The following is a 25,097-nucleotide window of genomic DNA, read 5'->3' on the forward strand; positions in this document are numbered from 1 at the left end:
TTACGCTGCCGAGATCTTGCAGAGAGTTGCTTTGGTTTCCTGCATCTGAGTCACCGAGTCATACCCGTAGGTCTGAGCGGTGTTGGTGCTTTCCCCGAGCACATAGGGGTCGGCACCTTTCGGATACTTGGACCTGAGATCCTCACCCTGGTAATGACCACCGAAGTGGAACGGCATGAAGGCAACGCCTTCGCCGACACGTTCGGTCACCATTGCCATGACCTTGACCTTGCCGCCTTCCGGGCCTTCGACCCAGACCTGTGCACCGTCCCGCACCCCGAGATTGTTGGCATCCCGCGGATTGATCTCGATGAACATGTTCTGCTGGAGTTCGGCCAGCCACGGGTTCGACCGGGTTTCGTCCCCGCCGCCCTCGTATTCGACCAGACGGCCGGACGTGAGGATGATCGGGAAGTCCTTGGAGAAGTCGTTCTTCTGGATCGACGCATAGAGCGTCGGAACACGCCAGAACGACTTGTCGGCATAGGTCGGATAGTCCGCGACCAGATCCCGCCGGTTGGAGTAGAGCGGTTCGCGGTGCAGCGGCACCGGATCCGGGAAGGTCCACACGACGGCACGGGCCTTTGCGTTGCCGAAAGGCGCGCAGCCGTGCTTGATCGCTACCCGCTGGATGCCGCCGGACAGATCGGTCTTCCAGTTGATCGTGGCCGTCTTCTCGTTGAAGTCGGACGGAACGGAGGTCATCGACTGTTCGCCGACTTCTTCGTTCTTGCCCGATGTCGCATCGCCCTCGCCATCAGCGGCGTTGGCCTGCTCCTGCTTCATCTCCAGGCCGACGATATTCGCCATGACCCGCCGTTCTTCGTCGGTGAGATCTCCATCCCAGCCGAGGTCGACCAGCATCTGCATGGTGAATTCCGGATAGCCATCCTGAATTTCCGCACCCGGATTGGAGACGCCCTCCGCCAGAAGGTTCTGGCCGTCGCGCTCCACACCGAAACGGGCACGGAAGCACAGACCGCCTTCAGCGACCGGCATGGACATGTCGTAGAGGTTGGCGGTGCCCGGATGTTTCATTTCCGGGGTTCCCCAGCACGGCCACGGCATGCCGTAGAACTCGCCGTCGTTCGGCCCGCCAACCGCCCTCAGCGTGGTGCGGTCGAAGGTGTGCTGGTTGGCCATATGGGACTTCAGCCGTTCCGGCGACTGGCCGGTATAGCCGATGGTCCACATGCCGCGGTTGAACTCACGCGTCAGGTCCTCGATGTTCGGCTCCTCGCCGTCCATCGCAATGTTCCGGAAGAGACGATCGTCGAAACCGAATTTCTTCGCGAACTTGGCCAGAATGACATGGTCCGGCTTGGATTCGAACAATGGTGCAACCACCTGCTCGCGCCACTGCAGCGACCGGTTGGAGGCGGTCACCGACCCGCGGGTCTCGAACTGGGTCGAGGCCGGCAGAAGGTAACAGCCGTCGGTGCGGTCATGCAGGATTGCCGAAACGGTCGGATAGGGATCAACCACGACCAGAAGGTCGAGCTTTTCCATAGCCTGTTTCATTTCCGGCAGACGGGTCTGGGAGTTCGGGGCATGGCCCCACAGAACCATCGCACGGGTATTGTCCGGCTGCTCAAGGTTGTCCTTGGCTTCCAGCACGCCGTCGATCCAGCGACTGACCGGGATACCCTTCAGGTTCATCATGGCCTTGTCTTTGCCGTCAGCACCCTTGATGGTGCCGAAGCGGCCTTTCAGCCAATCCAGATCTTCTTCCCAGACGCGGGCCCAGTGTGCCCAGGAACCGGCCGTCAGGCCGTAGTAGCCTGGCAACGTATCGGCGAGAACACCGAGGTCGGTCGCGCCCTGCACGTTGTCGTGTCCACGGAAGATGTTGGTGCCGCCACCGGCGGTGCCCATGTTGCCCAGTGCAAGCTGCAGAATGCAGTAGGCACGGGTGTTGTTGTTGCCGTTGGTGTGCTGGGTACCGCCCATGCACCAGATCACGGTGCCCGGACGGTTGTTGGCAAGCGTCCGCGCCACGCGCTTCACCTGGCTTGCCGGCGCACCGGTCACACGCTCGACTTCCTCGGGCGTCCAGTTGGCAACTTCTTCGCGGATCTGGTCCATGCCCCACACGCGGGTGCGGATGAACTCCTTGTCTTCCCAGCCGTTTTCGAAGATATGCCAGAGAATGCCCCAGACGAGGGCAACGTCCGAACCCGGACGGAAGCGGACATATTCATCGGCATGGGCCGCGGTGCGGGTAAAGCGCGGATCGCAGACGATCAGCGGTGCATTGTTCTGTTCCTTGGCGCGCAGCACATGCAGCAGGGAGACGGGGTGTGCCTCCGCCGGATTGCCGCCGATGATGAAGATCGCCTTGGAATTGTGGATGTCGTTGTAGCTGTTGGTCATGGCGCCGTAGCCCCATGTGTTGGCTACGCCGGCAACCGTCGTGGAGTGGCAGATGCGGGCCTGGTGGTCGACGTTATTCGTCCCCCAGTAGCCTGCGAACTTGCGGAACAGGTAAGCCTGCTCGTTGCTGTGCTTGGCAGAGCCGAGCCAGTAGACGCTGTCCGGGCCGCTTTCGTCGCGGATCTGCAGCATCTTGTCGCCGATCTCGTTGATCGCCTCGTCCCAACTGATCCGCTTCCACTCGCCGCCTTCCTTTTTCATCGGATATTTGAGGCGGCGCTCGCCATGAGCGTGTTCGCGGACGGAAGCCCCCTTGGCGCAGTGGGCGCCCAGGTTGAACGGGCTGTCCCAACCGGGCTCCTGCCCGACCCAGACACCGTTGGAAACTTCGGCGATGACGGTACAGCCAACCGAACAGTGCGTGCAAATCGATTTAACTGTCTGAACTGCGTCGCCGGTGGATTGTGCCTTGGCTTTGGTGACCGTTCCCCCGGTCACAGTGATGGCCGCCAGGCCACCTGCGGCAAGACCGGATCCCTTGAGGAACGTACGCCGGTCAACCGACTTGTGTGCAGCGTCTTTCAGGATACTTGCACCTTGGGGGCGTCGCGCAACCCCATTGGTCTTTTTCCTAAGCATGTTGCCCTACCTTGCTTGTATCAAATTCTGATACGGCTGGGTTATGTGTGAACCGGCGTCCGGGCGTTTCGCAACCATGGCCGGGAAGGTATTACAGGGTCCGGTTAGAACCGGGCGCTGTCGTAGTAGGCACGGGTATGAACCGTATCCTGCATCTTGTCGGAAGCCAGGTCGGGCTCAGCCGCTTCAGCGGTGGTTCCGGCGGTAACCGTGGTGACGGCAACCGGGGCGGAAATCGCCGCCAGCTTCAGGAAGTCCCGGCGGCCTGTCCCCTCTTTCGGGTGTGCCGTTTCGGGTTGTTTCATTGTCGCATTCCTCCTCTAGTCAGAGAGATGGCGCAGCCACCCCTTTCAGATGCAACCGTCAGTTCGAGATCATGTCGAAGCCTTGCGCCTCGATTTCCATGAACTGGCGCCCCAACGATCCGACAGCACCGTAGAACACGGAGGTTCCAGACGCTTCCAGATCGGTAAAGAAGTGTATTGCCCACGGTTCGATGTGGGCGTTGAAGAAGCTTTTCTGCTCGCTGAGAGACGTCACCTTGCCGAATCGGCCGAGGATCATCCCGGCCATCATCTCCATCAGCGAAGCGATGTTGTCTTCCGGTTCGTGCTTGTCTTCAGCACGTTCGATCCCGCGCTCCGCCATGTCCTGACGGAGCTTGGCCAGCGGCTTTTCATTGAGAAATCCGGTCAGATAATAGCTGGCGTAGGGCAGAAGTTCTCCGCGCCCGAGGCCGATGAAAAGGGCATTGAATTCACGTTCGGCGGTTTCCGGCGTCGTTACCGCGGCAATTCTGGAAAGCGCGCCAAGGGCATTGCCAAGCGACGTGTCGCCACCCTGCAATCCGGCGATCTGCTCAAGCAGCTCAGCCCCGGCCGGGCGCGCGAGCACCAGTGCCAGAAAGTCGTATAATTCGGACCGGGCCTGATCTTCCGGTTCGATAATGAATTCCCTCGCCACAACGGCCATTCTAGCCTTTATCCTCCCACACGCACGCGGTGCTTTTCTGGCGCAACATCTTCTTAGACTTTAGTATTAATCGAAGTCGAACCGCATTCGGCGCCGCTTCGGCGGGCGCTCTTCTTCGACTTCGATCAGTGCTGTTTCTTCGGCCACAATAGTTCCAATTTCACTAATTTGCACCGGCTCGTCTGTTTGCGTCAATCGAATAGATGTTTTTCCATTTTCGTCATCAGTACATTGCGTAGCGTCAAGTTCTTCTTGCTGCACTGCAGCAGAATCACTTTGTCCGCGAAGCATTTCACTGTTCTCGGCCGATGACGTTTCCGGGTTTTCTGACGTTGCGGTTTCAACAACTTGTTTCAAGAACCCCCGGCCGACCTGATAGGCGGTCTTCACCACCTGACCGGCAGTTGCAGCATCGGTGTAATCGTCTTCGTAGTCATTCAGACCGTCGAGATTGGCAAGGACGGGATTCGACACCCAGAGACGGCGCAAGGCCCGCCGGCGCAGCCGCTCCGGCACGGTCTTGGCAAGAAAACGAGTAAAATCGTCATCCTTCTCGAGACTGTCCGGATCCGGCAGGCCGAGTTCTTCCAGGATTTCCGCGTCGCTCTTTTCTTCCAGTTCGACGCGTTTCGCAGCTTCAAGCTCCGCATCGCGGCGCTCGATCTCCGCAGCTTCGGCTTCGCGCACCGCAGCCTTGCGCCTCGACCAGAAATCCCGTGGCTTGTCGTCGCCGGAACTCACTGCAAAGTATCCTTCTTGCGGGCACCCGGCGCCCGGTAAACATCGGCAAGCTGGCGGATGCGCGGATCCCCGACTCCATCTTCCTCAAGGTCGATACGGTGCATGTCGCGCTGGCGCTTGTAGAAGATTTCCTCTTCGTGGTGCATATCCACAAATTCCCGGATCCAGGCAATAAGTCCCGGTGGCATCGGCACTTTTTCAACAACAACCTCGGCGGAGTCCGTGTAGTCCAGGCCTTCGTGGGCCGACGCCGTCATATGAAGCACTTCAATGGGGATCGCCGGTTCCAGTTCCGGCGCGTCCCGCATGACAACATAGACCGAAGGCACCTTATCGGACAAAGCGATCAGATAGGCTTCGGTCTGGGTGTGGTGCAGTTCCAGGCTCAACGTCACGGCATGGTATTCGATCACATCGCCGTCGGCCCGCAGCATTTTCCAGTCCGCAGGCGCCGCCCCCGGCAACAGGGATACGGGCAGCCAGGTCCATTTCTGCCAGCGTGTCACGCCAGGCCGCCTGCGCACCACCACACCAACAGGCATGACGCGCGTTCTTTCCCTCGTCACGGACAAACCTACCTTCCCGTCCACCGGTTCACTCCGGCGCTGTATTGAACTTCATCTAGATGCTGTAGCAAGCAACATAAATTTCAAGGCCCGCGGAAGTCGAACTTGACGCGCACGCTTCCGCCCCCTTGATATGTGGTTTGGAAATGTCTGACAAATCACTGAAGAATCGATTTCGGACAATCCGGGGAGAGGACGCGCACACAATGACGCAACCAAGGCTTCTGCTATGCGATTGCCTGAATACTCAGGTTATCGACGCCGGGCAGATTGAACAGGCCACAGGACTGTCCTGTTCAAAGATCCACACAGAACTTTGCCGCGGCGAAGCACCGCAGGCTGCCGAGGCGCTTCAGGCGGGAAATGTGATCGTCGCCTGCCAGCAGGAACGCCTGGCGTTCGAGGATCTGGCGGCCGACCTTGAAGTGGAAGAACCGCTTTTTGTCGATCTGCGCGACCGCGCCGGCTGGACCGCCGATAGTCGCAGCGCGTCTCCCAAGATGGCCGCTCTGATCGCCGAAGCGATCCTGCCCTCCCCCGGCGCGAAGGTTGTCGACGTCACCTCTGAAGGTACTTGCCTGATCCTTGGCGGCGCTGAAGCAGCGCTCGCCGCAGCGGATCATCTGTGCGAGCTCCTGAGCGTCACCGTGCTGCTGGACCCTTCCGACGAGCTTCCCCTTGCCGACGACCGGCGTTTCGACATCGTTCGCGGCCAGGTAACAACGGCAACGGGTGCGCTTGGCCAGTTCAAGGCCGGTTTCGATGCCTTGCAGGAACGCATTCCCGGTGGACGGGGTGCCTTCAACTGGACCGATCCCAAGAGCGGCGCACGCACGGAATGCGACATCATTCTGGATCTTCGCCGGGCGCAGCCGCTTTTTCCCGCCCCGGAAAAACGCGAGGGCTATCTGCGGGCAGACCCGGGCAATGCCGCCGCCCTCACCAAGGTGTTGCTGGAAGCCTCGCAACTTGTCGGCACCTTCGAAAAACCTCTTTACGTCCGCCTGGACGAGCAGCTTTGCGCCCATTCCAGGGCCCGGAAAACCGGCTGCACGCGCTGTCTCGATCTCTGCCCCACCGGCGCCATCACCCCGGACGGCGACCATGTATCGGTCGATACAATGGTCTGCGCCGGGTGCGGAAGCTGTTCCGCAGTCTGCCCGTCCGGTGCCATCAGCTATGATGCGCCCCCGGTCAGCAACACCTTCCAGCGTTTGCAGACCCTTGCAACCACCTGGCGGAAACTGAGTTCCGACACGCCGCGCCTGCTCGTTCACGACGGCAACCACGGTGCGGAGCTGATCCGCCTCGGCGCAAGATACGGCAAGGGACTGCCAGCGGACGTCATTCCGATGGAGATGGAGGCTCTCGCCAGCTTCGGCCACGCGGAAAGTCTGGCAGCACTTGCCTGCGGGTTCGGCGATGTGACCCTGTTGCTGTCCCCCGCCACGGAAAAGGAAGGCATCCCCTTCCAGACCGAACTGGCCAACGCAATTGCCGGCAACGAACGCGTGTCGATGGTTTCGCCCACCGATCCGGACGAACTGGAAGAGTTTCTCTACCGCGAACAGCAGCCGGTTGCCGCAGTGCAGCCGATCCTGCCGCTTGGCTCGCGCCGGCAAATCACACGCCTTGCGGCCAAGGCACTCAACGACCCGGGCAAGGTCATTCCGCTTCCTGCGGGAGCCCCCTACGGTGCGGTCGAACTGGATCACGACGCCTGCACGCTCTGTCTGTCCTGTGTGTCTCTCTGCCCGTCCGGTGCGTTGAAGGAAAACCCCGATGCGCCGCAGTTGCGTTTTCAGGAAGACGCCTGTCTGCAATGCGGCATCTGCACGACAATCTGTCCGGAAAAAGCCCTGTCACTGGACCCGCGGCTGGACCTTTCGGACGACGCGCTGCGGGCAAAGGTTCTGAAGGAAGAAGAGCCGTTCAACTGCATTGAATGCGGCAAGCCTTTCGGCGTCCGCTCGACCGTGATGAAGCTGACGGAAAAGCTCGCCGGCAAACATTCCATGTTCCAGGACAACAAGGCCATCCAGCTCATTCAGATGTGCGACGATTGCCGCGTGAATGCCGTCTATCATTCGGAAAACAACCCGTTTGCGTCAGCGGAGCGTCCGCGTGGACGCACATCGGACGACTACATCAGCAAACGGCGCGATCATTGAACCGGATGAGACGAAATCATTGGTATTGGATCGGCGCGCCGAGGTCTGCCGGGGGAATGCGGGAGACAAAAGCCAGGATCGCGTCGAGGTCCTCAAGCGTCATCTGCACCGGCACGATGGGCGATGGCCTGGTGATGTCGAAGGGCTCGGTGACACCGTCGATCACCGTGAAAGCCGGATGCGGGTTGAGTGCGAAAAACGCCTCGAACCGCATTTGCCAGTCGGAGAAGCTGCGCATCACCGCGAAGGAAGGCGACGAACCGATGGTCGACAGGCGCGTTGCTTCATTGACCATGTGGCATCGCCCGCAATGGAGCACGGCCAGTTGTTCGCCGCGAATGGCATCGCCGGAGAGCAGCACCGGGCCGGAATCATCTTCTTGCTTCAGCGCGGCGGTGAAAACCTGTTCGCCATTCTTTTCAAAGGCATCGACCGTTCGCCGGCCGATGTCGCCGGTCAGCCAGTCCCGAAAGCGGGCTGCGTGTTCGTTGGCCTCGTCAAGGGTGACAAGCGCCCAGGTCTTCCCCAACCCGGAGAACACCGCTCGCCCCGAAGTGTTCCCCGAAGAGCCGTCGGAAAGCCGCAGATCGGAAGGTTCGGTGTCATCGACGATTTTAATGCGGATACCGGTCTTGAGAGAAAAGCGCGGCAACAGATATTGGAGGAAGCCGGTTTCGGCGATGGCCTGCGGCACCCCCAGCCGGAAGGACCGCGACTGGGCCATCCCCGGCGCATGCAACAGCATGCCGGACAACAGGGCGACGGCGAGAATGATCAAGGCACGGCAGCCCACGCGCTTCCTCCCTCACGTTGCTGGCCACATGCGCTAGGGTAGGTTTCAATTCGGCGCGCAGTCAATGCGCACCGCATTCAACAGGAGAACAAGATGAGCGACGATTTCAACATGTCCATGCGCAAGTTCCTGAAGCAGGTCGGTGTGACCTCGCAGCAGGCAATTGAAAAAGCCGTACGCGAGGCTGGCCCGAGCGCTGGCAAAACCTTCAAGGTGAAAGCCGTGGTCACGATCGAGGAACTCGGTCTGGAACACGTGGTCACCGGTGAAATCGAAGGGCAGGACTAACGTGCCGCTGACGCGTGAAGCCGCCCTGTCGGTTCTGAAAACGATCAAGGACCCGGCCACCGGCGAGGACATTGCCGGTTCCGGCATGATGCGGGCACTTCAGGTGAACAGCGGTTCGGTTCGCTTCGTTCTGGAGATCGACCCGCGGCGCATGGCCGAGATGGAAGCTCTCAAGACCGAAGCGGAAACGAAGCTCGAAGCTCTGGAAGGCTGCGACAGCGTTCAGGTGATCCTGACCTCTCATTCGGACCAGCCTGCCGCCCAACCCGCAGCGCCCAAACCGAGCGAACCCCAACCGATCCGGGCAAAACCGGCGGCACCCGGCGCCACCGGTCCGCAGAAAGTGCCTGGCATCGACCGGGTGATCGCCGTTGCCTCGGGCAAGGGTGGCGTCGGCAAGTCGACTGTTGCGGCCAATCTTGCCTGCGCATTGGCCGCCGAAGGCCGCAAGGTGGGTCTGCTGGATGCCGATGTCTACGGACCATCGCAGCCAAAGATGCTGGGCATCTCCGGACGGCCGACGTCGCCGGACGGCCAGATGATCCTGCCGCTGCGCAATCACGGCGTCACCATGATGTCCATCGGATTGATGACCTCGGGCGACGAGGCCGTCGCCTGGCGCGGGCCGATGCTGATGGGCGCATTGCAGCAGATGATGACGCAGGTGCAATGGGGCGCGCTCGATGTGCTGATCGTCGACCTGCCACCCGGCACCGGCGATGTCCAGATGACGCTCTGCCAGAAATTCGCCGTCGACGGCGCCATCATCGTTTCGACGCCGCAGGATGTTGCCCTGATCGATGCGCGCAAGGGCATCAGCATGTTCAACCAGATGCAGGTTCCGCTCATCGGCATGATCGAGAACATGTCGACCCACATCTGCTCCAACTGCGGCCACGAGGAACATGTCTTCGGCCACGGCGGCGTTGCCGAGGAAGCAGAAAAGCTCGGCGTTCCCCTGTTGGCCGAGGTGCCTCTGCATCTCAACATTCGCCTGGCCGGTGATGGCGGCACACCGATTTCGATCAAGACACCCGAAGCCCCGGAAGCCTCCGTGTTCCGCCAGCTCGCCCGGACCCTGATTGCGGAGGGCAACGCATGAGCGAGGTTCAATTCCCGCCGCTGTTTCAGGGAGAAGCCCTGACCGGCCAGGCCGACCCCTTCGAGCGCGCCCTGGCGCTTGCCATCACCGGAACGGACCCCGGCACGGTTGTCTATAACCTTGGCGGGGAACGCCTGCGGGCCGCGCTGATCTTCGCGCCGGAAGTGCCGCTGGAACAGGCCATGGCTGTCCTGCCGGTCTGCGGTCTGGGGTTTCAGGCAGCCCTCGGTACGCTTGCCCCGCCGGAGGTGGCCGTCCACCTGGAATGGGATGGCCGGATCCGCGTCAATGGCGCGGTTTGCGGACGCATGCGCATCCGGGCCTCCACAGAGGATCCGCTGGCCACACCGGACTGGCTGATCCTTGGCCTGGAGCTCAACATGACCAGCCGGAAATCAAGTCCCGGCAAGGATCCGGACCGCACGTGGCTGTCCGAAGAAGGTTGCGGCGAGATCACCGCCGACCAGCTTCTTGAGTGCTGGGTGCGTCACAGCCTCTACTGGCTCAACCGCTGGCTTGACGACGGCCCGCGCCCCGTCCACGCCGAATGGCGCGGCCTTGTGTGGGCCATGGGCGAAACTGTGGAAGTCGATGGAACCGCCGGCACGTTCGTCGGCGTCGACGAAAATTTTGGTATGCTGCTGCGAACGGAGGAGGACACGGTCCTGATCCCGCTTTCCAGCCGTCTTGAGGAATAATCGGATGAAACTCGCCCGCGCCATTCACCTGGATGACAGCGACCGCAACGTCTTCTTTTCGCCGGCCCGCACCGGCGAATGGTGCCTGTCCGGCGGTTTCGAGTTTTCCGACTGGACGGAAGCCGACCTGAGTGGCAAGGCCCGCCAGGCCTTCGCCAACGGCTGGCTGGGCCTGGAGACGTTCGGCCGGGCAACCTTCGTCGCCGTCACGCCCATCGGAGATACCGAATTTACGGCCCTCACCGAGCGCCTCGCGCAGCATTTCGTCGAGATCTACGGCGCGCCGTCCGTGGAGGCCGCGCTCGGTGTGGCCCATCAGGAGCTGGCCTATATGGCGGAACTCTGTGAAGAGCATACGGAAAACACGCTGATTGCCGTTCAGCGAGAGCTGACCGAAGACGGCGTACGTGAATCTTTCCGGACAATCGCCGCTCCTGAAGCGAAGCTGGACATGGTCGCCGTCCATGGCGACATCGAATAGCTCCTGATTTTTTGGCCGGATGCCGTTCCGACGCCCGGCAGCTGCCAGCCCCGAAGACAGGGATGATTAACCAGAAAGTTTCAATAATCCCGATTGCACGTCATAATATTGATCTCCCCGGTGCGTTGCGCGCATCATGCAGCCGCTTGTTTTGATTTCAGATTCTTCCCAAGGATGATTGCCCATGTCCCGGCACACACTCTCCCGCCGCCTGTTTCTCGGAACTGCGACCGCTGCCCTGACGGCCCTGCCGCTGCGCGGTTTTGCGCAGGAGCTTTCCCCAGCCCAGACACCTGGTGTTGAAGCCCCGCCCGAGCAGATTGCAAAAGCCATCGCCGAGCTTGACGCAATCGTGGCCGACGTGATGGAGCGCAGCAAGATTCCGGGGCTGGCCATTGCCGCCGTCCATCGTGGGCAAACCGTCTATTCCAAGGGCTTCGGCGTGCGCCGCCTTGGCGGATCAGACCCCATCTCGCCAGACACGGTGTTTCAGCTTGCGTCCCTGTCAAAACCGGTGGGGTCGACTGTTGTCGCGCGCCAGGTCAGCAAGGGCGTTGTCGCCTGGAACAGCCGGATGCGCGATCTGTTGCCCTGGTTCGAATTGTCCGATCCCGACCGCACCGAAAAGCTGACCATTGGCGACCTCTACAGCCATCGTTCCGGCCTGCCCGACCATGCCGGTGACGATCTGGAAGATCTCGGCTTCGGTCGCAAGGAAATTCTGGAACGCTTGAGACTGCTGCCGCTGGCACCGTTCCGCATTTCCTACGCCTATACCAACTTCGGCCTGACCGCCGCTGCCGAGGCCGTTGCAGAAGCCTCCGGCACAGATTGGAGCAGTCTCTCGGAAGAAGCGCTCTACCGGCCACTCGGCATGACCTCGACCAGCTCCCGCTTCGCCGACTACATGGCGGCTGGCGACCGCGCCATCCCTCACAGCCGCGACGGTGACGGCTTTGCCCCGATGTTCCAGCGCGACCCGGACGAGCAGTCACCTGCCGGCGGGGTCAGCTCAACTGTGAACGATCTGACCATCTGGCTGAAGATGCTGCTGGCAAATGGCGAACATGCCGGTACCCAGCTTATCGCACCGGAAGCGCTTCTGCCGGCTCTCAGCCCGCAAAGCTTTTCGGACCGTCCCCAGAGCCCCGATGCAAGATCCGGTTTTTACGGTTACGGCTTCAATGTCGGTACAGACCCCTCTGGCCGTGTCCGGATCGGCCATTCCGGTGCATTCCTACTGGGTGCGGGCACCTGCTTTGCGATGATCCCCTCGCTCGACCTCGGCATTGTCGTTCTCACCAACGCAGCCCCAGTCGGGGCCGCCGAAGCCATCGCCGCCTCCTTCACCGATCTGGCACAGCTCGGTTACATCACCCGGGACTGGTACGCTGGATATTCGAGCAGGTTCGAAGGCTTCTACACCAAGCTCGGCAGTACCGTGGGCCAGGAACGTCCGGCGGATGCAGCCCCGACGCCTTCGCAAGACCGTCTCACCGGCACCTATTCCAACCCGTATTTTGGCGAGGTCGAGGTCAAGGCCGCGGGCGAAAACGTGGTGCTGACGGTAGGACCGAAACAGATGCAGTTTCCACTGCAGCCCTGGAATGGGCCGGTAATGGTGTTCGATGTCACCACCGAAAACGCGCCGGCAGGGTCCCGCTCGACGGTCGTCTTCAACGATATTTCGAATGGCCCGGCCGAATCCATCGAGATCGAGCTCTTCAGCGAAACGGGGCCCGCGCTCTTCGAAAGGATCTGACGTCACATCAGGTCGGCGGGTTTCACAGAAGAAACGTGCCGGTCAGTCGCAAGGCCGCATAGCCACCAACGGAAACGCCGGTCACCTCGCCGTCTGCCGTGCTCAGAACCGTCCTGACGATGCTCGGACGGCCCATCTCGACACCCTGCTCGGTCAACAGAACCGCTTGCCCGCCAACGCCGGGCAGGAGTTTCCCGGCCCGGACCAATTCGCAGGCCAGCGCGCCATTGGTGGTGCCGCTGGCCGCCTCCTCCGGATCGCCGACACCATGGCACAGGTCCCGCAGACGAACCTTCGCCTTGCCCACCCTGAGCCCCGTTCGGCACCAGACGCCCATCGTGTCGATGGACCGCGCCTGGCTGAAACGGCGCAAACCGTCATCATCCGGACGAAGCGCCGCCAGAGCGCCGGTGTCAGCCAGCTCGATGAAAACATGCCGAAGGGCCGTCGAGGACGCCGCAACGCTGATCACTCCGGAGGGATCGATCCCGAGCAATGGCGCGATCTCGTCTGCGCTCGCCTCGTTCAATCCGAACTTCGGCAAAGGCTGCTGCATGGTGACGGCCCCGTCCGAGGCTATTTCGACGTTGATCTCACCCGCAGGTGTTTGCTGAACGTAGCTGCCGGGCCCGATCCGTCCGTCCTCCAGCATCGCCGCAAAAATAGCCACGGTAACGTGGCCACACATGGCCATTTCCGACCGGGCCGAATGAAACCGGACCTCGATCCTCTTTTCGGATGTCTGCCGGACAAAGCCGGTGGTCGGCGCGCCGAGATCCGCCGCGATCCGCTGGCGGGCGTCCGGCCATAGTGGCGTATCCTCGAAGACGACACCGCCGATGTTGCCACCCCGTTCGTCGGCTGCAAAAGCGGCATAAAGGCGGACGGGTAACTTATCCATTTCGGATTTCTCACGCTGCGGGGGCTGGAACGAAACCGCATCCGACCATGCGAGAGAAGGTGGGGCAACACTGACGGCATGTTATCCAAAGATAGGAAACCGCCAGTGCGAGACGTCAATTATTCATCACGAAATCGTCACGCGGGGGCCCCGCCATTTTATTTCCATGTGATCGCATTCAGAACCAAGTATCTGCCAGCAGAAAAGCCAATTTCAGGAAAGTGATCGCGTCATGAATACGATTTCCAGCCAACGTCAATACGCTGGTGTTCTGCCGGCCTTGAACTTCCATACGCTCGGTCTGATGTTCATCGCAGGTTTCTTTGCAACCAATGCCTTTGATTTCTGGGGCCAGATGATCAGCCCGGCCCTTGGGTTTGCGACCCTTTCACCGCACGGCCTTGCCAAGAGCCTGCTTGGTAGCCTGGGTTTGCCGAAGGGCGATTTCGCCGGATACTTCGTCCATTTCTATGTCGTCGGCCTGATCGGCTATCCGATTGGCTGGATGTTCATTTTCGCGCCGTTGTGGCAACGCGTTTTTGGCACCACCCACTGGCTTCTGCCGTCCGCAATTTATGGCTTTGGCCTGTGGGTCTTCGCCATCGGCGGCATCACGTCGGTTGCCGGCCTGCCCTTCTTCCTGAACTTCACCGGCATCGCCTGGGTCGCCCTTGTTGGCCATGTCCTTTACGGCATCGTGCTGGTGGCTGTGCTGAAGTTGATCAAACGCAGCCAGGGCGCCTGACCCCGACAAAAGAGACGAACCCGCGGTCTCTCACACCCGAAAGTGCGGGAGACTGCGGGTTACTTCGGCAAAAACTCGATTGAGAACGACGCTAAGCTGTCAGTTTCCAGGCTTCAGATCAGTCCGGAACGCCTCGACAATCAGGTCAGCCATCTGATCGTGAAGGTCCGCACGAGACCGGCCACCGCCATCGGTGCATAGGGTGTCCGTTTCGCCAACTGATTTCATGAAGGCAAGCGCATCAGCCTTGCACACGGGCAGAAAGCTGAAATGGACGGCATCCGCGATGTAATCCAGTTCGGCGTCCGGGGCAGCCTCAGCCAGATGTGCGGAGCGAACACCCACGTCGATCTTCCCGGCGACACCCAGGTTGAGAAAATGCAGTGGGATGTCGATACCGGCGAAACTCTGCTCGTTGAAAGCATCTGCAACCGATGGATCGACAGCGACAACCGATGTGATCCTGGCATCCCTTCGGTCTTGTTCGAACAAGGTCTTGTCGACCGTCCGCAGATCTAACGGCTCGACCTTGATTTCCTCGCCGTCGCGAAACGCCCTGCCGCCCTTGAACCAATAGCAATCCGGCATTTGCGGATTGGTGTCGCAATAGTCGGCATAAGCCTCCAGACTGGCCGTTGCACCTGCGCTTTCCAGAACGGCGGCTCCGCCAAGGGAAAATCCCAGCAGGCCGATTTTCCCCGGATCGATTGACGTCGACCAGTCCGGATCGGCAAGCAGCTTGTCGAGCACCCTTGCAAGATCATCCGTCCGCTGCCAGAGCTTCGGCGTGTCTTCCGGCGTGGAATCGCCGCTGGTAGTGCCTGGATGGTTGGGACCGGCGACAATGAAGCCGTCGCCGGCAAGTTCGCTTGCGATCCAGGCCATCTTTTCGACCGACGCTCCCGAACCATGCGACAGCAGGATCAGCGGAAAGGAGCCGTCCACCTTGACGGCATCTTGCAGGGCGGGTGTTCCTTCGAAGATCCTGTCATCGCCTATGAGCACCTGCTCGCCGCCCGATTTGGCCGGATACCAGACCAGGACGGTGAGATCCTCGCCCCTGGCTTTCGAAGTTACCGTGATCTTTTGAACACCCACCGGCTCTTGAGCCTTGGCAGGCGCGGTGACGGCCAACGTGAGAACCAGAGGCAGGAGAAGAGATTGTATTTTCATGACGTGGCTTTCAGTCAGTGGAGCAATGACTGAATTCTTGCTAAGGCCTTCATCGAAAGCGTCCTCATTCGCGATTCAGTCACTCCGGATCGCGATCAAGGTCCCCGCTGTCGCCCCACTGAGGTGCCTTGCCCGTGCTGTTCGTTCCCCTGCCTTTCGTCAACGCCTTGCTGCTGGTGCTGGTCTTCGTGTTCCTGAAGAAAAGCAATGGAGCAGCCGCCACGCGCGCCTTCCTGATGCTGATTGCCTTGTGCTGCCTGCAATCGATCGTTCTGGGCCTGCGCTGGGGGTACAACGTCGAAGCCCTGCGCTTCGTGCAACCGCTGCTCGCCGCTCTGCTTCCGCCGCTTGCCTATGAAAGCTTTCGCGGTCTTGTCGACCGGGCGGCGCCCGGACCGCTTCGCCTGGCAGCGGCGCCGCTGGCAGCGCTCGTCACGCTCGGTTTGATGCTTGCGGCGCCTCTCTTGCTGGACGGGGCGCTGATAGTGCTGTTCCTGGCCTATGCCGTGGCCCTGGCAGGGATCGCGTGGCGCGGACCGGACGGCCTCGGCCTTGCCCGGCTGGACGAAGCCGCCGCAGCCCACCGCGCCCTGTGGCTGGCTGCCTTCTGCCTGTGCCTGTCCGCCGGCTTCGATCTGGTCATCCTGCTCGATTTTGAACGCTCGGGCGGCAGCCATGCAGCGCTTCTGGTCAGCAACGCCAATATCGTCAGCCTTCTGCTGATCGGGCTTGCCGCCCGCACGGCAGGCCAGGCCCAGACGGAGACAAACAACGAGCCGGAACCCGCGGTCCAGACCGCCACATCCGAAGACGCTGAAATCGTCGCACGGGTCGACGCCCTGATGACCGCGCAGCACCTTCACCGCGACGACACGCTCAACCTCTCAAGGCTTGCCCGCCGTGCCGGTCTGCCCGCCCGCCAGGTCTCACAGGCCATCAACCGGGTTCGCGGCATGAATGTCTCGCGTTATGTGAATGATTTCAGGGTCAAGGATGTCTGCACCGTGCTGCAGCAGGAAGACGTGACCGTGACCGAGGCCATGTACCGCGCGGGATTTTCGACCAAATCGAACTTCAACCGCGAATTCCTGCGCGTGACCGGAATGACCCCGGATCAGTGGCGGAAGGCGGACGGCCGCCACAGCGAGCAGAAAAACCAATAAGCGCACCAAGCGTCAGCAGGATGCCCCCGGCATTGTCCTCCCGGACCCAGCGACGCGAAGATCCGGGACGACGAAAGAGGGGCTGAAAAACAAAAAGGCGCACCGGATACCGGTGCGCCTTCGACTTCAATATGTCCTGCCTCAGACAGTGCCCTGCTGAGCCTTGTCGAAAATTTCCAGCGCACCGTCCTTGGTCAGCGGAACCGGGTTGCCGCCTGCGGTCGGGTCGACAATGGCCATCTCCGCAATCAGGTCGCGTTTGCTGTCATCGACGTTGAGACCCGACAGCGTGTGCGGCACGCCGAGGTCTTCACGCAGTTTCAGGATCGCGTCGAGCACACCCTGATACCCACCCGAGATGCCAAGGAAACCGCCAAGACGTTCGAATTTCTGTTCGATGGCCGGTTTGTTGAACTGCAGCACATAGGGCATGAACACCGCGTTGGTCATGCCGTGGTGGGTGTCGTACAGCGCGCCGACCGGGTGGGAGAGCGAATGGATGGCCCCAAGACCCTTCTGGAAGGCAACAGCCCCCATGGCAGCGGCGCTCATCAGATGACCGCGAGCCTCAAGATCAGCCCCATCGGCCGCAACCTTCGGCAGATTCTCGAACACCAGCCGCATGCCTTCCAGCGCAATGCCTTCGGACATCGGGTGATACATCGGTGCGGAATAGGCTTCCAGGCAATGTGCCAGAGCGTCCATGCCGGTGCCGACGGTGATGAAGCGCGGCATGCCAACCGTCAGCTCCGGATCGCAGATAACGATGGCCGGCAGCATTTTCGGGTGGAAGATGACCTTCTTTGTGTGGGTCGCCTCATTGGTGACGACACCCGCACGGCCGACTTCCGAGCCGGTTCCTGCGGTGGTCGGCACGGCCACGATGGGTGCGATGCCGTCCGGATCGGCGCGTTTCCACCAGTCGCCGATGTCCTCGAAATCCCAGATCGGCCGGCTCTGGCCGGACATGAAGGCAATCAGCTTGCCGGCATCAAGCCCCGAGCCGCCACCAAACGCGATGACACCATCATGGCCACCGGCCTTGTAAGCCGCGACACCGGCCTCAATGTTGCTGTCGACCGGGTTCGGCTTGACGTCTGAAAAGACCGCAGCCTGAAGGCCATCGGCTTTCAGGCTCTCGATTGCGGCAGCGACCATCGGCAGGCCGGCAAGGCCCGGGTCGGTCACCAGCAGCGGATTGGACATGCCTGCGGATTTGACCGCTCTGGGCAGTTCCTTGATGCGGCCGGCACCGAAACGAACGGAGGTCGGATAGGACCAGTTGACGGAAGGAAGTGAGCTCATGGGTGTCTCATGGGTTTATGTTGGTAATCATGGTCGGGCTGCCCCGACCTGTTTCCGCGGATGTCGCCAAGTGCTTCAACAGCCACCCTCTTTTCCCTTGAACGGAGACATTGCCCTAGAAGGAAGAAGAGGAGAGCAAGACCAGTGGCCCGATTGCCTTGCAGGCGTAAGAGCCCGGTCTTGCCCGATCGTTTGTCAGTTGCGCCTCAATGTTCCAGACGGAAGTGGAACGACTTTGGCTGGGTCAGGTTGTGGAAGCCGATTTCGGAAAGGGCAGCGCCCTTGCCGGTGTCCTTGACGCCGGTCCACACAAGGGCCGGGTCGAGATAGTCGCAGCGGTTCATGAACACGGTGCCGGTCTCGACCCTGTCGCCGATTTCGCCGGCAGCCTGAGCGTCTTCGGTCCAGATGGAAGCCGTGAGACCATAAGGGCTGTCGTTCATGAATTGCAGCGCTTCCTCGTCGTCCTTCACCTTCATGATGCCGACGACCGGGCCGAAGCTTTCCTCGCGCATCACCGACATCTGGTGGTTGACGTCCGTCAGCACCTGCGGCGCCAGATAGGGCGTTCCTTCCTTGTCGGCGTCGAACTTGGAGGTGTCGATATGCGCCTTCGCACCCTTGCGCAGGGCTTCATCCGTCTGCTCGCGGATCCAGGCAGCAAACCGTGCCTGGGCCATCGGGCCAAGGGTGGTCGCCTCGTCCAGCGGATTGCCCAGCTTGTACTGGCTGGTCAGATCCACGAAGCCTTCAACGAAGCGGTCGTAGAGGCTTTCATGCACATAAACGCGTTCGATGCCGCAGCAGCACTGGCCGGCGTTGTAGAATGCACCATCGACCAGATTCTCGACCGCATAGTTCAGATCAGCATCGGCCCGCACATAAGCCGGATCCTTGCCGCCCAGCTCCAGGCCAAGCGTTGCGAAAGTGCCGGCCAGGGCCTTTTCGATGGCACGTCCGCCGCCGACGGAGCCGGTGAAGTTGACATGGTCGATAAGACCGGAGCCCAGCAGTTTTTCCGTGCCCTGGTGGGTCAGAACGATGTTCTGGAAGACACCCTTCGGCAGACCGGCGATCTCGAAAGCCTTGGCCAGGCGTTCACCGACCAGAAGCGTCTGCGCGGCATGTTTCAGAACGATCACATTGCCCGCCATCAGCGCCGGCATGATCGTGTTGATGGCCGTCATGAACGGATAGTTCCAGGGCGCGATCACCATGACGATGCCAAGCGGCGCGCGGCGCAGGTACCGCTTGAAGCCCGGCTTGTCGGTGCGCTCCACATCAGCCAGCGCTTCGGCCGCGATGTTCGCGCAATATTCGGTGCGCTCGATGGTGCCGCCAAGTTCGCCGCCGAAGCGGATCGGCCGGCCCATCTGCCAGGCCAGTTCCGGCACCACTTCGTCGTTCATCGCCTTCAGCGCTTCCAGCGCCTTGAGGCAATAGGCGACCCGTTCGGCAACCGGCAGGGCAGCCCAGCCCGGTTGCGCGGTCCGCGCCGCGGAAACAACCCGATCAACCGCGGCATCGTCCAGCGCCGGGCGTTCGGCATAGACCGAACCGTCGATTGGGGAAATCAGCTTGATGATATCTGACATTTTGAACCTCTCAGAACCGCCTCTACGGACGGCTTGTTGAAAGTGGTTGGCTCTGTTTATTCCTGAAGTGCTTTCATCCGATCCTTCATCCTGAGGAAGCGCTTCAGCGCTGTCTCGAAGGATGGGCCGCACACTCTTGAGCAAGTGGCCCATCCTTCGAGACGGGCCTTGCGGTCCTCCTCAGGATGAGGTGAGCGGATGGTGCTTCTTCGCCTCTTATGCCCGCTCGAAACCGCGGGCAATTTCGTAATCGGTGACCACGCGATCGAACTCCTCCAGCTCCCATTCGGCAGCGCGGGCATAGTGGTCGATGACCGCATCGGAGAAGGCTTCCCGCAGGAATTTCGACTTGCGCAAGGTCTCGCGTGCATCGCGCAGGGTGTGCGGAATTTCCTTGGCCTTGCGCGCATCATAGACATCGCCGGTGGTTGGCGCGTCGAGTTCCAGCTTCTCTTCCATGCCCTTGATGCCGGCGGCGATCTGAACCGCCAGCGCCAGGTAGGGATTGAGGTCGGACCCGCCGATACGGCATTCCACACGCAGAGCCTTGGTGCCCTCACCGCAGAGCCGGAAACCGGCGGTGCGGTTATCGACCGACCACACGGTCTTGGTCGGCGCGAAGGTGCCCTTCTGGAAGCGCTTGTAGCTGTTGATGTAGGGCGCCAGGAAATAAGTGTAATCCGGCGCATATTTGATCAGCCCGGCCATGTAGTGGCGCATTATCTGTGACATGCCGTATTCGCCCTTGGCATCCACGAAGACGTTGTTGCCGTCTGTGTCGAACAGCGACTGGTGTACATGGGACGAGGAGCCGACACGCGAATGATGCCACTTGGCCAGGAACGATGCGGAGCGTCCCTTTGCCCAGGCAATTTCCTTCACCGCATGTTTGGCGATGGTGTGATATTCGGCCGTGTCGAGAGCCGGAGCATATTTGATGTTGAGTTCTTCCTGCCCCGCTTCGGCTTCCCCCTTGGTGTTCTCCACCGGAATGCCGGCCGCGTAGAGGTGATTACGCACCGGGCGCAACACGTCCTCTTCCTTGGTGGTCTGCAGGATATGATAATCTTCGTTGTAGCCGGAGATCGGCTCCAGATTACGGTAGCCGTCCTTGCGCAGATCCTCGAAACTCTTCTCGAACAGGAAGAATTCCAGTTCGGTCGCCATGATCGGCGTCAGGCCAAGCTCGCCGAGACGTGCCACCTGCGTTTTCAGCATGGCACGCGGTGAATGCGGCACTTCCTCGTGGGTGTGATGGTCGAGGATATCGCATATCACCATGGCGGTACCCTCAAGCCACGGCACCCGCCGCAGGGAGCCGAGATCCGGTTTCATGACATAGTCGCCATATCCGCCCGACCAGCTCGTCGCCGCATAGCCTTCGACCGTGTACATCTCCAGATCGGTGGCCAGCAGATAGTTGCAGCAATGGGTCTCGTGATAGGCACTGTCGACGAAATGCTGGGCATGAAACCGCTTGCCCATCAGCCGCCCCTGCATGTCGACGATACAGGCAAGCACCGTATCGATCTCGCCGGAGGCGACGAGGGATTTGAGGGCATCAAAGGTCAGGTTCCCGGACATATGGTGTTTTCCGCTGGTCTAAATCTCGAGAGGAACAATCGGCAAAAGAGGCCCCGGAGAGACAAACCTCCCCGGAGCCCGTGAGCATTGGTGTTAGCCAAAGTTGTAGGGAGGTCCAGCCTGGTTGATGACCTGGTTGTATTCCTCGAAGATCGAGATGATCTTGGCCTGGAGTTCACCTTCCTCGGCGACCTGTTTCCAGAAGTCCTTGGCGGCATCTTCCACTTGCGCCCATTCGGCGGCCGGAACCGTGCGCAGCTTCAACTTGTCACCCCGGGCCCGAAGGCGCGCTTCGCCACCCCAGTACCACTGGTTCCGGTAGGTATGGCTGGCTTCGGTTGCCGCCAGAACAAGCTGCTTCAGGTGATCCGGCAGATCCGCCCAGCGTTTCTGGTTGACGAACCAGGACCCGATCCAGGCACCGGAAATGTTGTTGGTCAGGAAGTAATCGGTCACATCCGCCCAGCCGACCGTGTAGTCTTCGGTGATACCGGACCAGGCCATGCCGTCCAGTTCGCCGGTCTGCACAGCCACTTCCGCATCTTCATACGGAATGGTGACCGGAACAACGCCGAACTTGGACAGGAACCGGCCGGCGGTCGGGAAGGTGTAGAGCTTCAGACCTTCCAGATCGGCAACGGACTTGATTTCCTTCTTGGTGTTGAAGTTGCACGGGTCCTGCCCGGCAGAGGAAATCCAGGAAACGCCGACTTTTTCGTATTCGGAGCGCCAGATGTCGGCAAGACCGTATTGGTTGAAGAGAACCGGCACATCCAGAATATGCTTGGTCGCGAACGGGAAATACCCGCCGAACTGGCGCAGCGGGGTCGGCGAGGCCATGGAGTCATCGTCCGAATGCACGGCGTCGATTGTGCCGCGCTGCAGCGCCTGGAACAATTCGCCCGTCGGGACGATCTGATCGGCGTAGTAAAGCTCGATCTGCAGTTCACCGTTGGAGGCATTGTTGACGTAGTCCACCATGGGCTTCGTCACCTGCTCGCCAAGCGCGCCGCCGGCATAGGTCTGCAGACGCCACTTGATGGGCTCCTGGGCAAGGACAGCCGGAGCTGCCAGAGTGGAGGCACCGGCGGCGGCAGCCGTGCCGAGCCCGGCTTTTCTAAGAAAATCACGTCTATTGGTCATCATAGTTCCCCTATGTGAATGTGCGGTCCAAACGGCAAGCCGGATTCCCGGTTCTGTATGTTGCCGCGCGTCAGTGTCTGTTTTCTCCAGACTTTTCTTTATTGTCCCGGTGCCCCCTACTTGGCATAGACCAGATTGGGCAGCCAAAGAGCGATTTCCGGGAAAAGCATCACGATCACGAGCGCCAGGATCATCACCAGAACGAACGGCAGGATCGAGCCGTAGATATCGCGCATGGAGATGTCCTTGGGCGCCATGGCGCGCATCAGGAACAGGTTGTAGCCAAAGGGTGGCGTCATATAGGCGATCTGGGTGGTGATCGTATAAAGAACACCGTACCAGATCAGGATGTCGCCGCGCGGCATGCCCAGATCCAAAGACCCGACCAGCGGCACATAAAGCGGAGCGACAATCACCAGCATTGCCGTGTCGTCCAGAAAGGTGCCCATCACCAGAAACGACAGCTGCATGAGGATCAGGATCATCCAGGGCGACAGGCCGAGCTGTTCTGTGAACAGGCTTTCAATCGCCTTCACCGCCCCGAGCCCGTCAAAGACGGCGCCAAAGCCAAGGGCCGCCAGAATGATCCACATGAACATGCAGGAAATGCCGAGCGTGTTCTTCAGACACAGGGTCAGGATGTCCAGCGTCAGACGGCGGCGCAAAATGGAGGCGATCAGCGCGGTGAGCGCGCCGACGGCGGACGCTTCCACAAGACTGGTCTTGCCCATCACGAAGGGCACCATCATGGCCGCGAAAATGATGATAGGCAGCAGACCGGCCAGCAACAGACGGTACTTCTCTGCCCTGGGCACATTCCGCTCGTCTTCCGGCAAGGCCGGACCAAGTGATGGCTGAAGGCGGCAGCGAATGGCGATGTAGATGATGAACAGTGCAGCCATCATCAGCCCCGGAACCGCCCCGGCGAGCCAAAGCTGGCCGACAGGTGCCCGCGCGATCATGGCGTAAAGCACCAGAACCACGGAAGGTGGCACCAGAATGCCAAGGGAGGAGCCCGCCTGGATCACCCCCGTGACCATGCGCTTGTCGTATTTGCGTTTCAACAGCTCCGGCAGGGCAATGGTTGCCCCGATGGCCATTCCGGCCACCGACAGGCCGTTCATGGCGGAGATCAGCACCATCAGCAGGATCGTGCCGATGGCCAGCCCGCCATTGATCGGCCCCATCCAGACATGGAACATCTTGTAGAGGTCGTCGGCGATCTTGGTCTCCGACAGGATGTAACCCATGAAGATGAACATCGGCAGCGTCAGCAGCGGATACCACTTCATCAGCTTCATGGCTGCCGAGAACGGAATGTCACCGCCACCCGTGCCCCAAAGGGCCAGGGAAGCAATGGCGGCAATCGCACCGATGGCGCCGAAGACACGCTGCCCCGTCAGGAGCATCAGCATCATCGACGAGAACATGAGAAGAGCGATCATCTCATAGGACATCAGATCGTCTCTCCCTTGATCCGGGCGATATCTTTCAGGAATTCAGCGAAGACCTGCAGCAACATCAGAAAAAAACCAATGATCATGATGAGCTTGACCGGCCACAGATAAGGCCGCCATGAGGTCGGGCTGCGCTCGATGTAACCCATCTGTTCCCGCGCGGCTTCCGGCCCGCCAGTGAGGAAGGCAGTGATCAGGTCCTTGTAGAAGGTGAAGGGGTCCTGCTGAAAATGGCCAAGCGAATAGGCAAAGGAATTGAGCGCCCCGTAAAGAAGGACGCCCAGATAGAAGATCAGCAAAAGCACGGTGAAGGCGTCGAACCAGGCCTTCTTCTTCACGCTCCATTCCGCATAAAACAGATCCATGCGCACATTGGACCCGAGCTGGATGGAATAGGGCCCACCCAGAACATAGTAAGCGACCATGGCAAATTGCGCCATTTCCAGGGTCCACATGGACGGACTGAAAAACGTCTTTGAAACGGACGACCACAGCAGAATGCCGGCCATCACGAAGAGACCCCACATGACGGCCTTGCCAAGCCTGCGATTGAAACCGTCCACGGCCCGGACATAAATGCGTGCGACCTTAAGCATTCAGCCCTCCTTCGGCCGCCGCGCGCAGAACCGGCGCCAGCAACGCGGACCAACGCGCTTCTTCTTCCGGCGTTTTCACTTCGTCATTGCGGATTTCGATCATCAGGCACGGCAACTTGCGGTCCTCGCCGTGGCGGCGGATGGTGTAATAGACACCATCAGACGGCGCATAAGGCTCATTGTCGCCAACGGTCAGGTCTCCCCGTCCCTTCAGCGCCGCCAGAACCGGATCCGCAAGGCGCCGGTCGTTGTCATAGATCAGGCCGATTTCCCAGGGCCGGGACACGCCCTTGTAGACCGGGGTAAACGAGTGGATAGAGACCACTGCCGTCGGCAGCCCGCCTTCGAGCCGTTGGCTGATCACCTTGTCGATGGCATCGTGAAAAGGCCGGTGGGCCAGATCGAGACGAAAGTTTTTTTCATCGGCCGCCAGATTCTGGTTGCCCGCAATCTGGGTGGTTTCACTGAGGCACGGGATCAGATCGGCCCGGTTTTCCTCGCGGTTACAGTCGATGATGAGGCGCGAAACGGTGGTATGCACCAAGGGAGCGTCAAGGCTTTTGGCCAGCCCCCTGGCAACACCGAGCGCCCCCGGGTCCCATGCGATATGCGCGATCTTGTCCGCGTCGGTGATACCGAGCGATGTGTCATAGGGAGGCGGAAAGAAGTTGGATGCGTGATCGCATACAAAAACGAAAGGCCCCGCTCCCTCCGCATTTTCAACGGCGACAGCCCGCGCCATGCCTCCGGTCTGGGGATTCAAACCCATTCCCAACTCCCTGAAAGATCGGCCCTGCGATTTTGTAATGTTTATTACAGGATTGCCGACTTTGATAACTTCTGTAATAT

23 protein-coding genes are annotated in these 25,097 nt (G+C 60.6%); 8 read left to right on the forward strand and 15 right to left on the reverse strand.

Translation table 11 applies throughout. The annotated features are described in order from the left end of the window. From AC2A6O_RS06020 to AC2A6O_RS06040, 5 genes are all read right to left on the reverse strand, one after another. Positions 1-3,012 carry a formate dehydrogenase subunit alpha gene (locus tag AC2A6O_RS06020; RefSeq protein ID WP_148582752.1) on the reverse strand — a complete coding sequence of 1,004 codons (3,012 nt, stop codon included), beginning with the start codon at positions 3,010-3,012 and terminating at the stop codon, positions 1-3. Positions 3,013-3,116: 104 nt separating this feature from the next. Continuing rightward, a complete protein-coding gene (locus AC2A6O_RS06025; protein WP_148582753.1) occupies positions 3,117-3,317 on the reverse strand; it encodes a twin-arginine translocation pathway signal protein in 201 nt (66 codons plus the stop codon). Between the two features lie 58 nt (positions 3,318-3,375). Beyond that, positions 3,376-3,984: a TorD/DmsD family molecular chaperone gene (locus AC2A6O_RS06030; RefSeq protein ID WP_148582754.1), complete on the reverse strand. Its 609-nt coding sequence runs from the start codon at positions 3,982-3,984 to the stop codon at positions 3,376-3,378. A 66-nt stretch (positions 3,985-4,050) separates the two neighbouring features. Beyond that, positions 4,051-4,725, reverse strand: coding sequence for a DUF3306 domain-containing protein (locus AC2A6O_RS06035; RefSeq protein WP_498926131.1), 675 nt, complete (start codon positions 4,723-4,725; stop codon positions 4,051-4,053). Then, positions 4,722-5,267: a DUF3305 domain-containing protein gene (locus AC2A6O_RS06040; protein ID WP_148583090.1), complete on the reverse strand. Its 546-nt coding sequence runs from the start codon at positions 5,265-5,267 to the stop codon at positions 4,722-4,724. The genes AC2A6O_RS06035 and AC2A6O_RS06040 overlap by 4 nt, the downstream gene beginning before the upstream one ends. Positions 5,268-5,497: 230 nt before the next feature. On the opposite strand from AC2A6O_RS06040, the gene AC2A6O_RS06045 reads away from it, so the two are divergent. Further along, positions 5,498-7,462, forward strand: coding sequence for a 4Fe-4S binding protein (locus tag AC2A6O_RS06045; RefSeq protein WP_498926132.1), 1,965 nt, complete (start codon positions 5,498-5,500; stop codon positions 7,460-7,462). Between the two features lie 16 nt (positions 7,463-7,478). On the opposite strand, the gene AC2A6O_RS06050 is transcribed toward AC2A6O_RS06045, so the two are convergent. Beyond that, on the reverse strand, positions 7,479-8,216 hold the full coding sequence (locus AC2A6O_RS06050; RefSeq protein WP_498926133.1) for a hypothetical protein: 738 nt from the start codon (positions 8,214-8,216) through the stop codon (positions 7,479-7,481). A gap of 132 nt (positions 8,217-8,348) precedes the next feature. Between AC2A6O_RS06050 and AC2A6O_RS06055 the strand changes: the two genes are divergently transcribed. From AC2A6O_RS06055 to AC2A6O_RS06075, 5 genes are all read left to right on the forward strand, one after another. After that, on the forward strand, positions 8,349-8,543 hold the full coding sequence (locus tag AC2A6O_RS06055; protein WP_498926134.1) for a DUF6494 family protein: 195 nt from the start codon (positions 8,349-8,351) through the stop codon (positions 8,541-8,543). Between the two features lies 1 nt (position 8,544). Then, on the forward strand, positions 8,545-9,645 hold the full coding sequence (locus tag AC2A6O_RS06060; RefSeq protein ID WP_498926135.1) for an Mrp/NBP35 family ATP-binding protein: 1,101 nt from the start codon (positions 8,545-8,547) through the stop codon (positions 9,643-9,645). Further along, positions 9,642-10,343: a biotin/lipoate--protein ligase family protein gene (locus AC2A6O_RS06065; protein WP_498926136.1), complete on the forward strand. Its 702-nt coding sequence runs from the start codon at positions 9,642-9,644 to the stop codon at positions 10,341-10,343. The genes AC2A6O_RS06060 and AC2A6O_RS06065 overlap by 4 nt, the downstream gene beginning before the upstream one ends. Before the next feature lie 4 nt (positions 10,344-10,347). After that, a complete protein-coding gene (locus tag AC2A6O_RS06070; RefSeq protein ID WP_498926137.1) occupies positions 10,348-10,824 on the forward strand; it encodes a DUF6505 family protein in 477 nt (158 codons plus the stop codon). A 184-nt stretch (positions 10,825-11,008) separates the two neighbouring features. Beyond that, positions 11,009-12,586, forward strand: a complete 1,578-nt coding sequence (locus tag AC2A6O_RS06075; protein WP_498926138.1) for a serine hydrolase domain-containing protein — start codon at positions 11,009-11,011, stop codon at positions 12,584-12,586. A 22-nt stretch (positions 12,587-12,608) separates the two neighbouring features. Here the strand turns inward: AC2A6O_RS06075 and AC2A6O_RS06080 are convergent, their stop codons facing one another. After that, the gene (locus tag AC2A6O_RS06080; protein WP_498926139.1) at positions 12,609-13,487 is read right to left on the reverse strand and encodes a PhzF family phenazine biosynthesis protein; all 879 of its coding nucleotides are present in this window, start codon (positions 13,485-13,487) and stop codon (positions 12,609-12,611) included. Between the two features lie 232 nt (positions 13,488-13,719). On the opposite strand from AC2A6O_RS06080, the gene AC2A6O_RS06085 reads away from it, so the two are divergent. Beyond that, complete coding sequence (locus tag AC2A6O_RS06085) at positions 13,720-14,232, forward strand: hypothetical protein (RefSeq protein ID WP_498926140.1); 513 nt, start codon at positions 13,720-13,722, stop codon at positions 14,230-14,232. A 99-nt stretch (positions 14,233-14,331) separates the two neighbouring features. Here AC2A6O_RS06085 and AC2A6O_RS06090 read toward each other — a convergent pair whose 3' ends face one another. Further along, complete coding sequence (locus tag AC2A6O_RS06090) at positions 14,332-15,405, reverse strand: alpha/beta hydrolase family protein (RefSeq protein ID WP_498926141.1); 1,074 nt, start codon at positions 15,403-15,405, stop codon at positions 14,332-14,334. Positions 15,406-15,539: 134 nt separating this feature from the next. On the opposite strand from AC2A6O_RS06090, the gene AC2A6O_RS06095 reads away from it, so the two are divergent. Next, the gene (locus tag AC2A6O_RS06095; protein WP_498926142.1) at positions 15,540-16,568 is read left to right on the forward strand and encodes a helix-turn-helix domain-containing protein; all 1,029 of its coding nucleotides are present in this window, start codon (positions 15,540-15,542) and stop codon (positions 16,566-16,568) included. 141 nt (positions 16,569-16,709) lie between these two features. Here the strand turns inward: AC2A6O_RS06095 and AC2A6O_RS06100 are convergent, their stop codons facing one another. The 7 genes from AC2A6O_RS06100 to AC2A6O_RS06130 form a co-directional block, all read right to left on the reverse strand. Further along, positions 16,710-17,873, reverse strand: a complete 1,164-nt coding sequence (locus tag AC2A6O_RS06100) for an iron-containing alcohol dehydrogenase (RefSeq protein ID WP_148582766.1) — start codon at positions 17,871-17,873, stop codon at positions 16,710-16,712. Between the two features lie 206 nt (positions 17,874-18,079). After that, a complete protein-coding gene (locus AC2A6O_RS06105; protein ID WP_498926143.1) occupies positions 18,080-19,468 on the reverse strand; it encodes an aldehyde dehydrogenase family protein in 1,389 nt (462 codons plus the stop codon). A gap of 216 nt (positions 19,469-19,684) precedes the next feature. Then, entirely contained in the window at positions 19,685-21,052 is a 1,368-nt protein-coding gene (locus tag AC2A6O_RS06110; RefSeq protein ID WP_498926144.1) for a glutamine synthetase family protein, read from the reverse strand. Positions 21,053-21,145: 93 nt separating this feature from the next. Then, entirely contained in the window at positions 21,146-22,195 is a 1,050-nt protein-coding gene (locus AC2A6O_RS06115) for a TRAP transporter substrate-binding protein (protein WP_148582769.1), read from the reverse strand. 116 nt (positions 22,196-22,311) lie between these two features. Next, positions 22,312-23,652 (reverse strand): TRAP transporter large permease, encoded by a 1,341-nt coding sequence (locus AC2A6O_RS06120; protein ID WP_148582770.1) that lies wholly within the window; start codon positions 23,650-23,652, stop codon positions 22,312-22,314. After that, positions 23,652-24,248: a TRAP transporter small permease subunit gene (locus AC2A6O_RS06125; RefSeq protein ID WP_498926145.1), complete on the reverse strand. Its 597-nt coding sequence runs from the start codon at positions 24,246-24,248 to the stop codon at positions 23,652-23,654. Before AC2A6O_RS06125 ends, AC2A6O_RS06120 begins: the two co-directional genes overlap by 1 nt. Then, positions 24,241-25,017, reverse strand: a complete 777-nt coding sequence (locus AC2A6O_RS06130) for an N-formylglutamate amidohydrolase (RefSeq protein ID WP_498926146.1) — start codon at positions 25,015-25,017, stop codon at positions 24,241-24,243. The genes AC2A6O_RS06125 and AC2A6O_RS06130 overlap by 8 nt, the downstream gene beginning before the upstream one ends. Positions 25,018-25,097 lie beyond the last annotated feature (80 nt).

Source organism: Labrenzia sp. ATLA3, from assembly GCF_057180185.1.

What these genes read in the sequence shown, in the direction of transcription:
- AC2A6O_RS06020 (WP_148582752.1), bottom strand. Translation starts at nt 3,012, where the DNA reads ATGCTTAGGAAAAAGACCAATGGGGTTGCGCGACGCCCCCAAGGTGCA.
- AC2A6O_RS06025 (WP_148582753.1), bottom strand. Translation starts at nt 3,317, where the DNA reads ATGAAACAACCCGAAACGGCACACCCGAAAGAGGGGACAGGCCGCCGG.
- AC2A6O_RS06030 (WP_148582754.1), bottom strand. Translation starts at nt 3,984, where the DNA reads ATGGCCGTTGTGGCGAGGGAATTCATTATCGAACCGGAAGATCAGGCC.
- AC2A6O_RS06040 (WP_148583090.1), bottom strand. Translation starts at nt 5,267, where the DNA reads ATGCCTGTTGGTGTGGTGGTGCGCAGGCGGCCTGGCGTGACACGCTGG.
- AC2A6O_RS06045 (WP_498926132.1), top strand. Translation starts at nt 5,498, where the DNA reads ATGACGCAACCAAGGCTTCTGCTATGCGATTGCCTGAATACTCAGGTT.
- AC2A6O_RS06055 (WP_498926134.1), top strand. Translation starts at nt 8,349, where the DNA reads ATGAGCGACGATTTCAACATGTCCATGCGCAAGTTCCTGAAGCAGGTC.
- AC2A6O_RS06065 (WP_498926136.1), top strand. Translation starts at nt 9,642, where the DNA reads ATGAGCGAGGTTCAATTCCCGCCGCTGTTTCAGGGAGAAGCCCTGACC.
- AC2A6O_RS06070 (WP_498926137.1), top strand. Translation starts at nt 10,348, where the DNA reads ATGAAACTCGCCCGCGCCATTCACCTGGATGACAGCGACCGCAACGTC.
- AC2A6O_RS06075 (WP_498926138.1), top strand. Translation starts at nt 11,009, where the DNA reads ATGTCCCGGCACACACTCTCCCGCCGCCTGTTTCTCGGAACTGCGACC.
- AC2A6O_RS06080 (WP_498926139.1), bottom strand. Translation starts at nt 13,487, where the DNA reads ATGGATAAGTTACCCGTCCGCCTTTATGCCGCTTTTGCAGCCGACGAA.
- AC2A6O_RS06085 (WP_498926140.1), top strand. Translation starts at nt 13,720, where the DNA reads ATGAATACGATTTCCAGCCAACGTCAATACGCTGGTGTTCTGCCGGCC.
- AC2A6O_RS06090 (WP_498926141.1), bottom strand. Translation starts at nt 15,405, where the DNA reads ATGAAAATACAATCTCTTCTCCTGCCTCTGGTTCTCACGTTGGCCGTC.
- AC2A6O_RS06100 (WP_148582766.1), bottom strand. Translation starts at nt 17,873, where the DNA reads ATGAGCTCACTTCCTTCCGTCAACTGGTCCTATCCGACCTCCGTTCGT.
- AC2A6O_RS06105 (WP_498926143.1), bottom strand. Translation starts at nt 19,468, where the DNA reads ATGTCAGATATCATCAAGCTGATTTCCCCAATCGACGGTTCGGTCTAT.
- AC2A6O_RS06110 (WP_498926144.1), bottom strand. Translation starts at nt 21,052, where the DNA reads ATGTCCGGGAACCTGACCTTTGATGCCCTCAAATCCCTCGTCGCCTCC.
- AC2A6O_RS06115 (WP_148582769.1), bottom strand. Translation starts at nt 22,195, where the DNA reads ATGACCAATAGACGTGATTTTCTTAGAAAAGCCGGGCTCGGCACGGCT.
- AC2A6O_RS06120 (WP_148582770.1), bottom strand. Translation starts at nt 23,652, where the DNA reads ATGTCCTATGAGATGATCGCTCTTCTCATGTTCTCGTCGATGATGCTG.
- AC2A6O_RS06125 (WP_498926145.1), bottom strand. Translation starts at nt 24,248, where the DNA reads ATGCTTAAGGTCGCACGCATTTATGTCCGGGCCGTGGACGGTTTCAAT.
- AC2A6O_RS06130 (WP_498926146.1), bottom strand. Translation starts at nt 25,017, where the DNA reads ATGGGTTTGAATCCCCAGACCGGAGGCATGGCGCGGGCTGTCGCCGTT.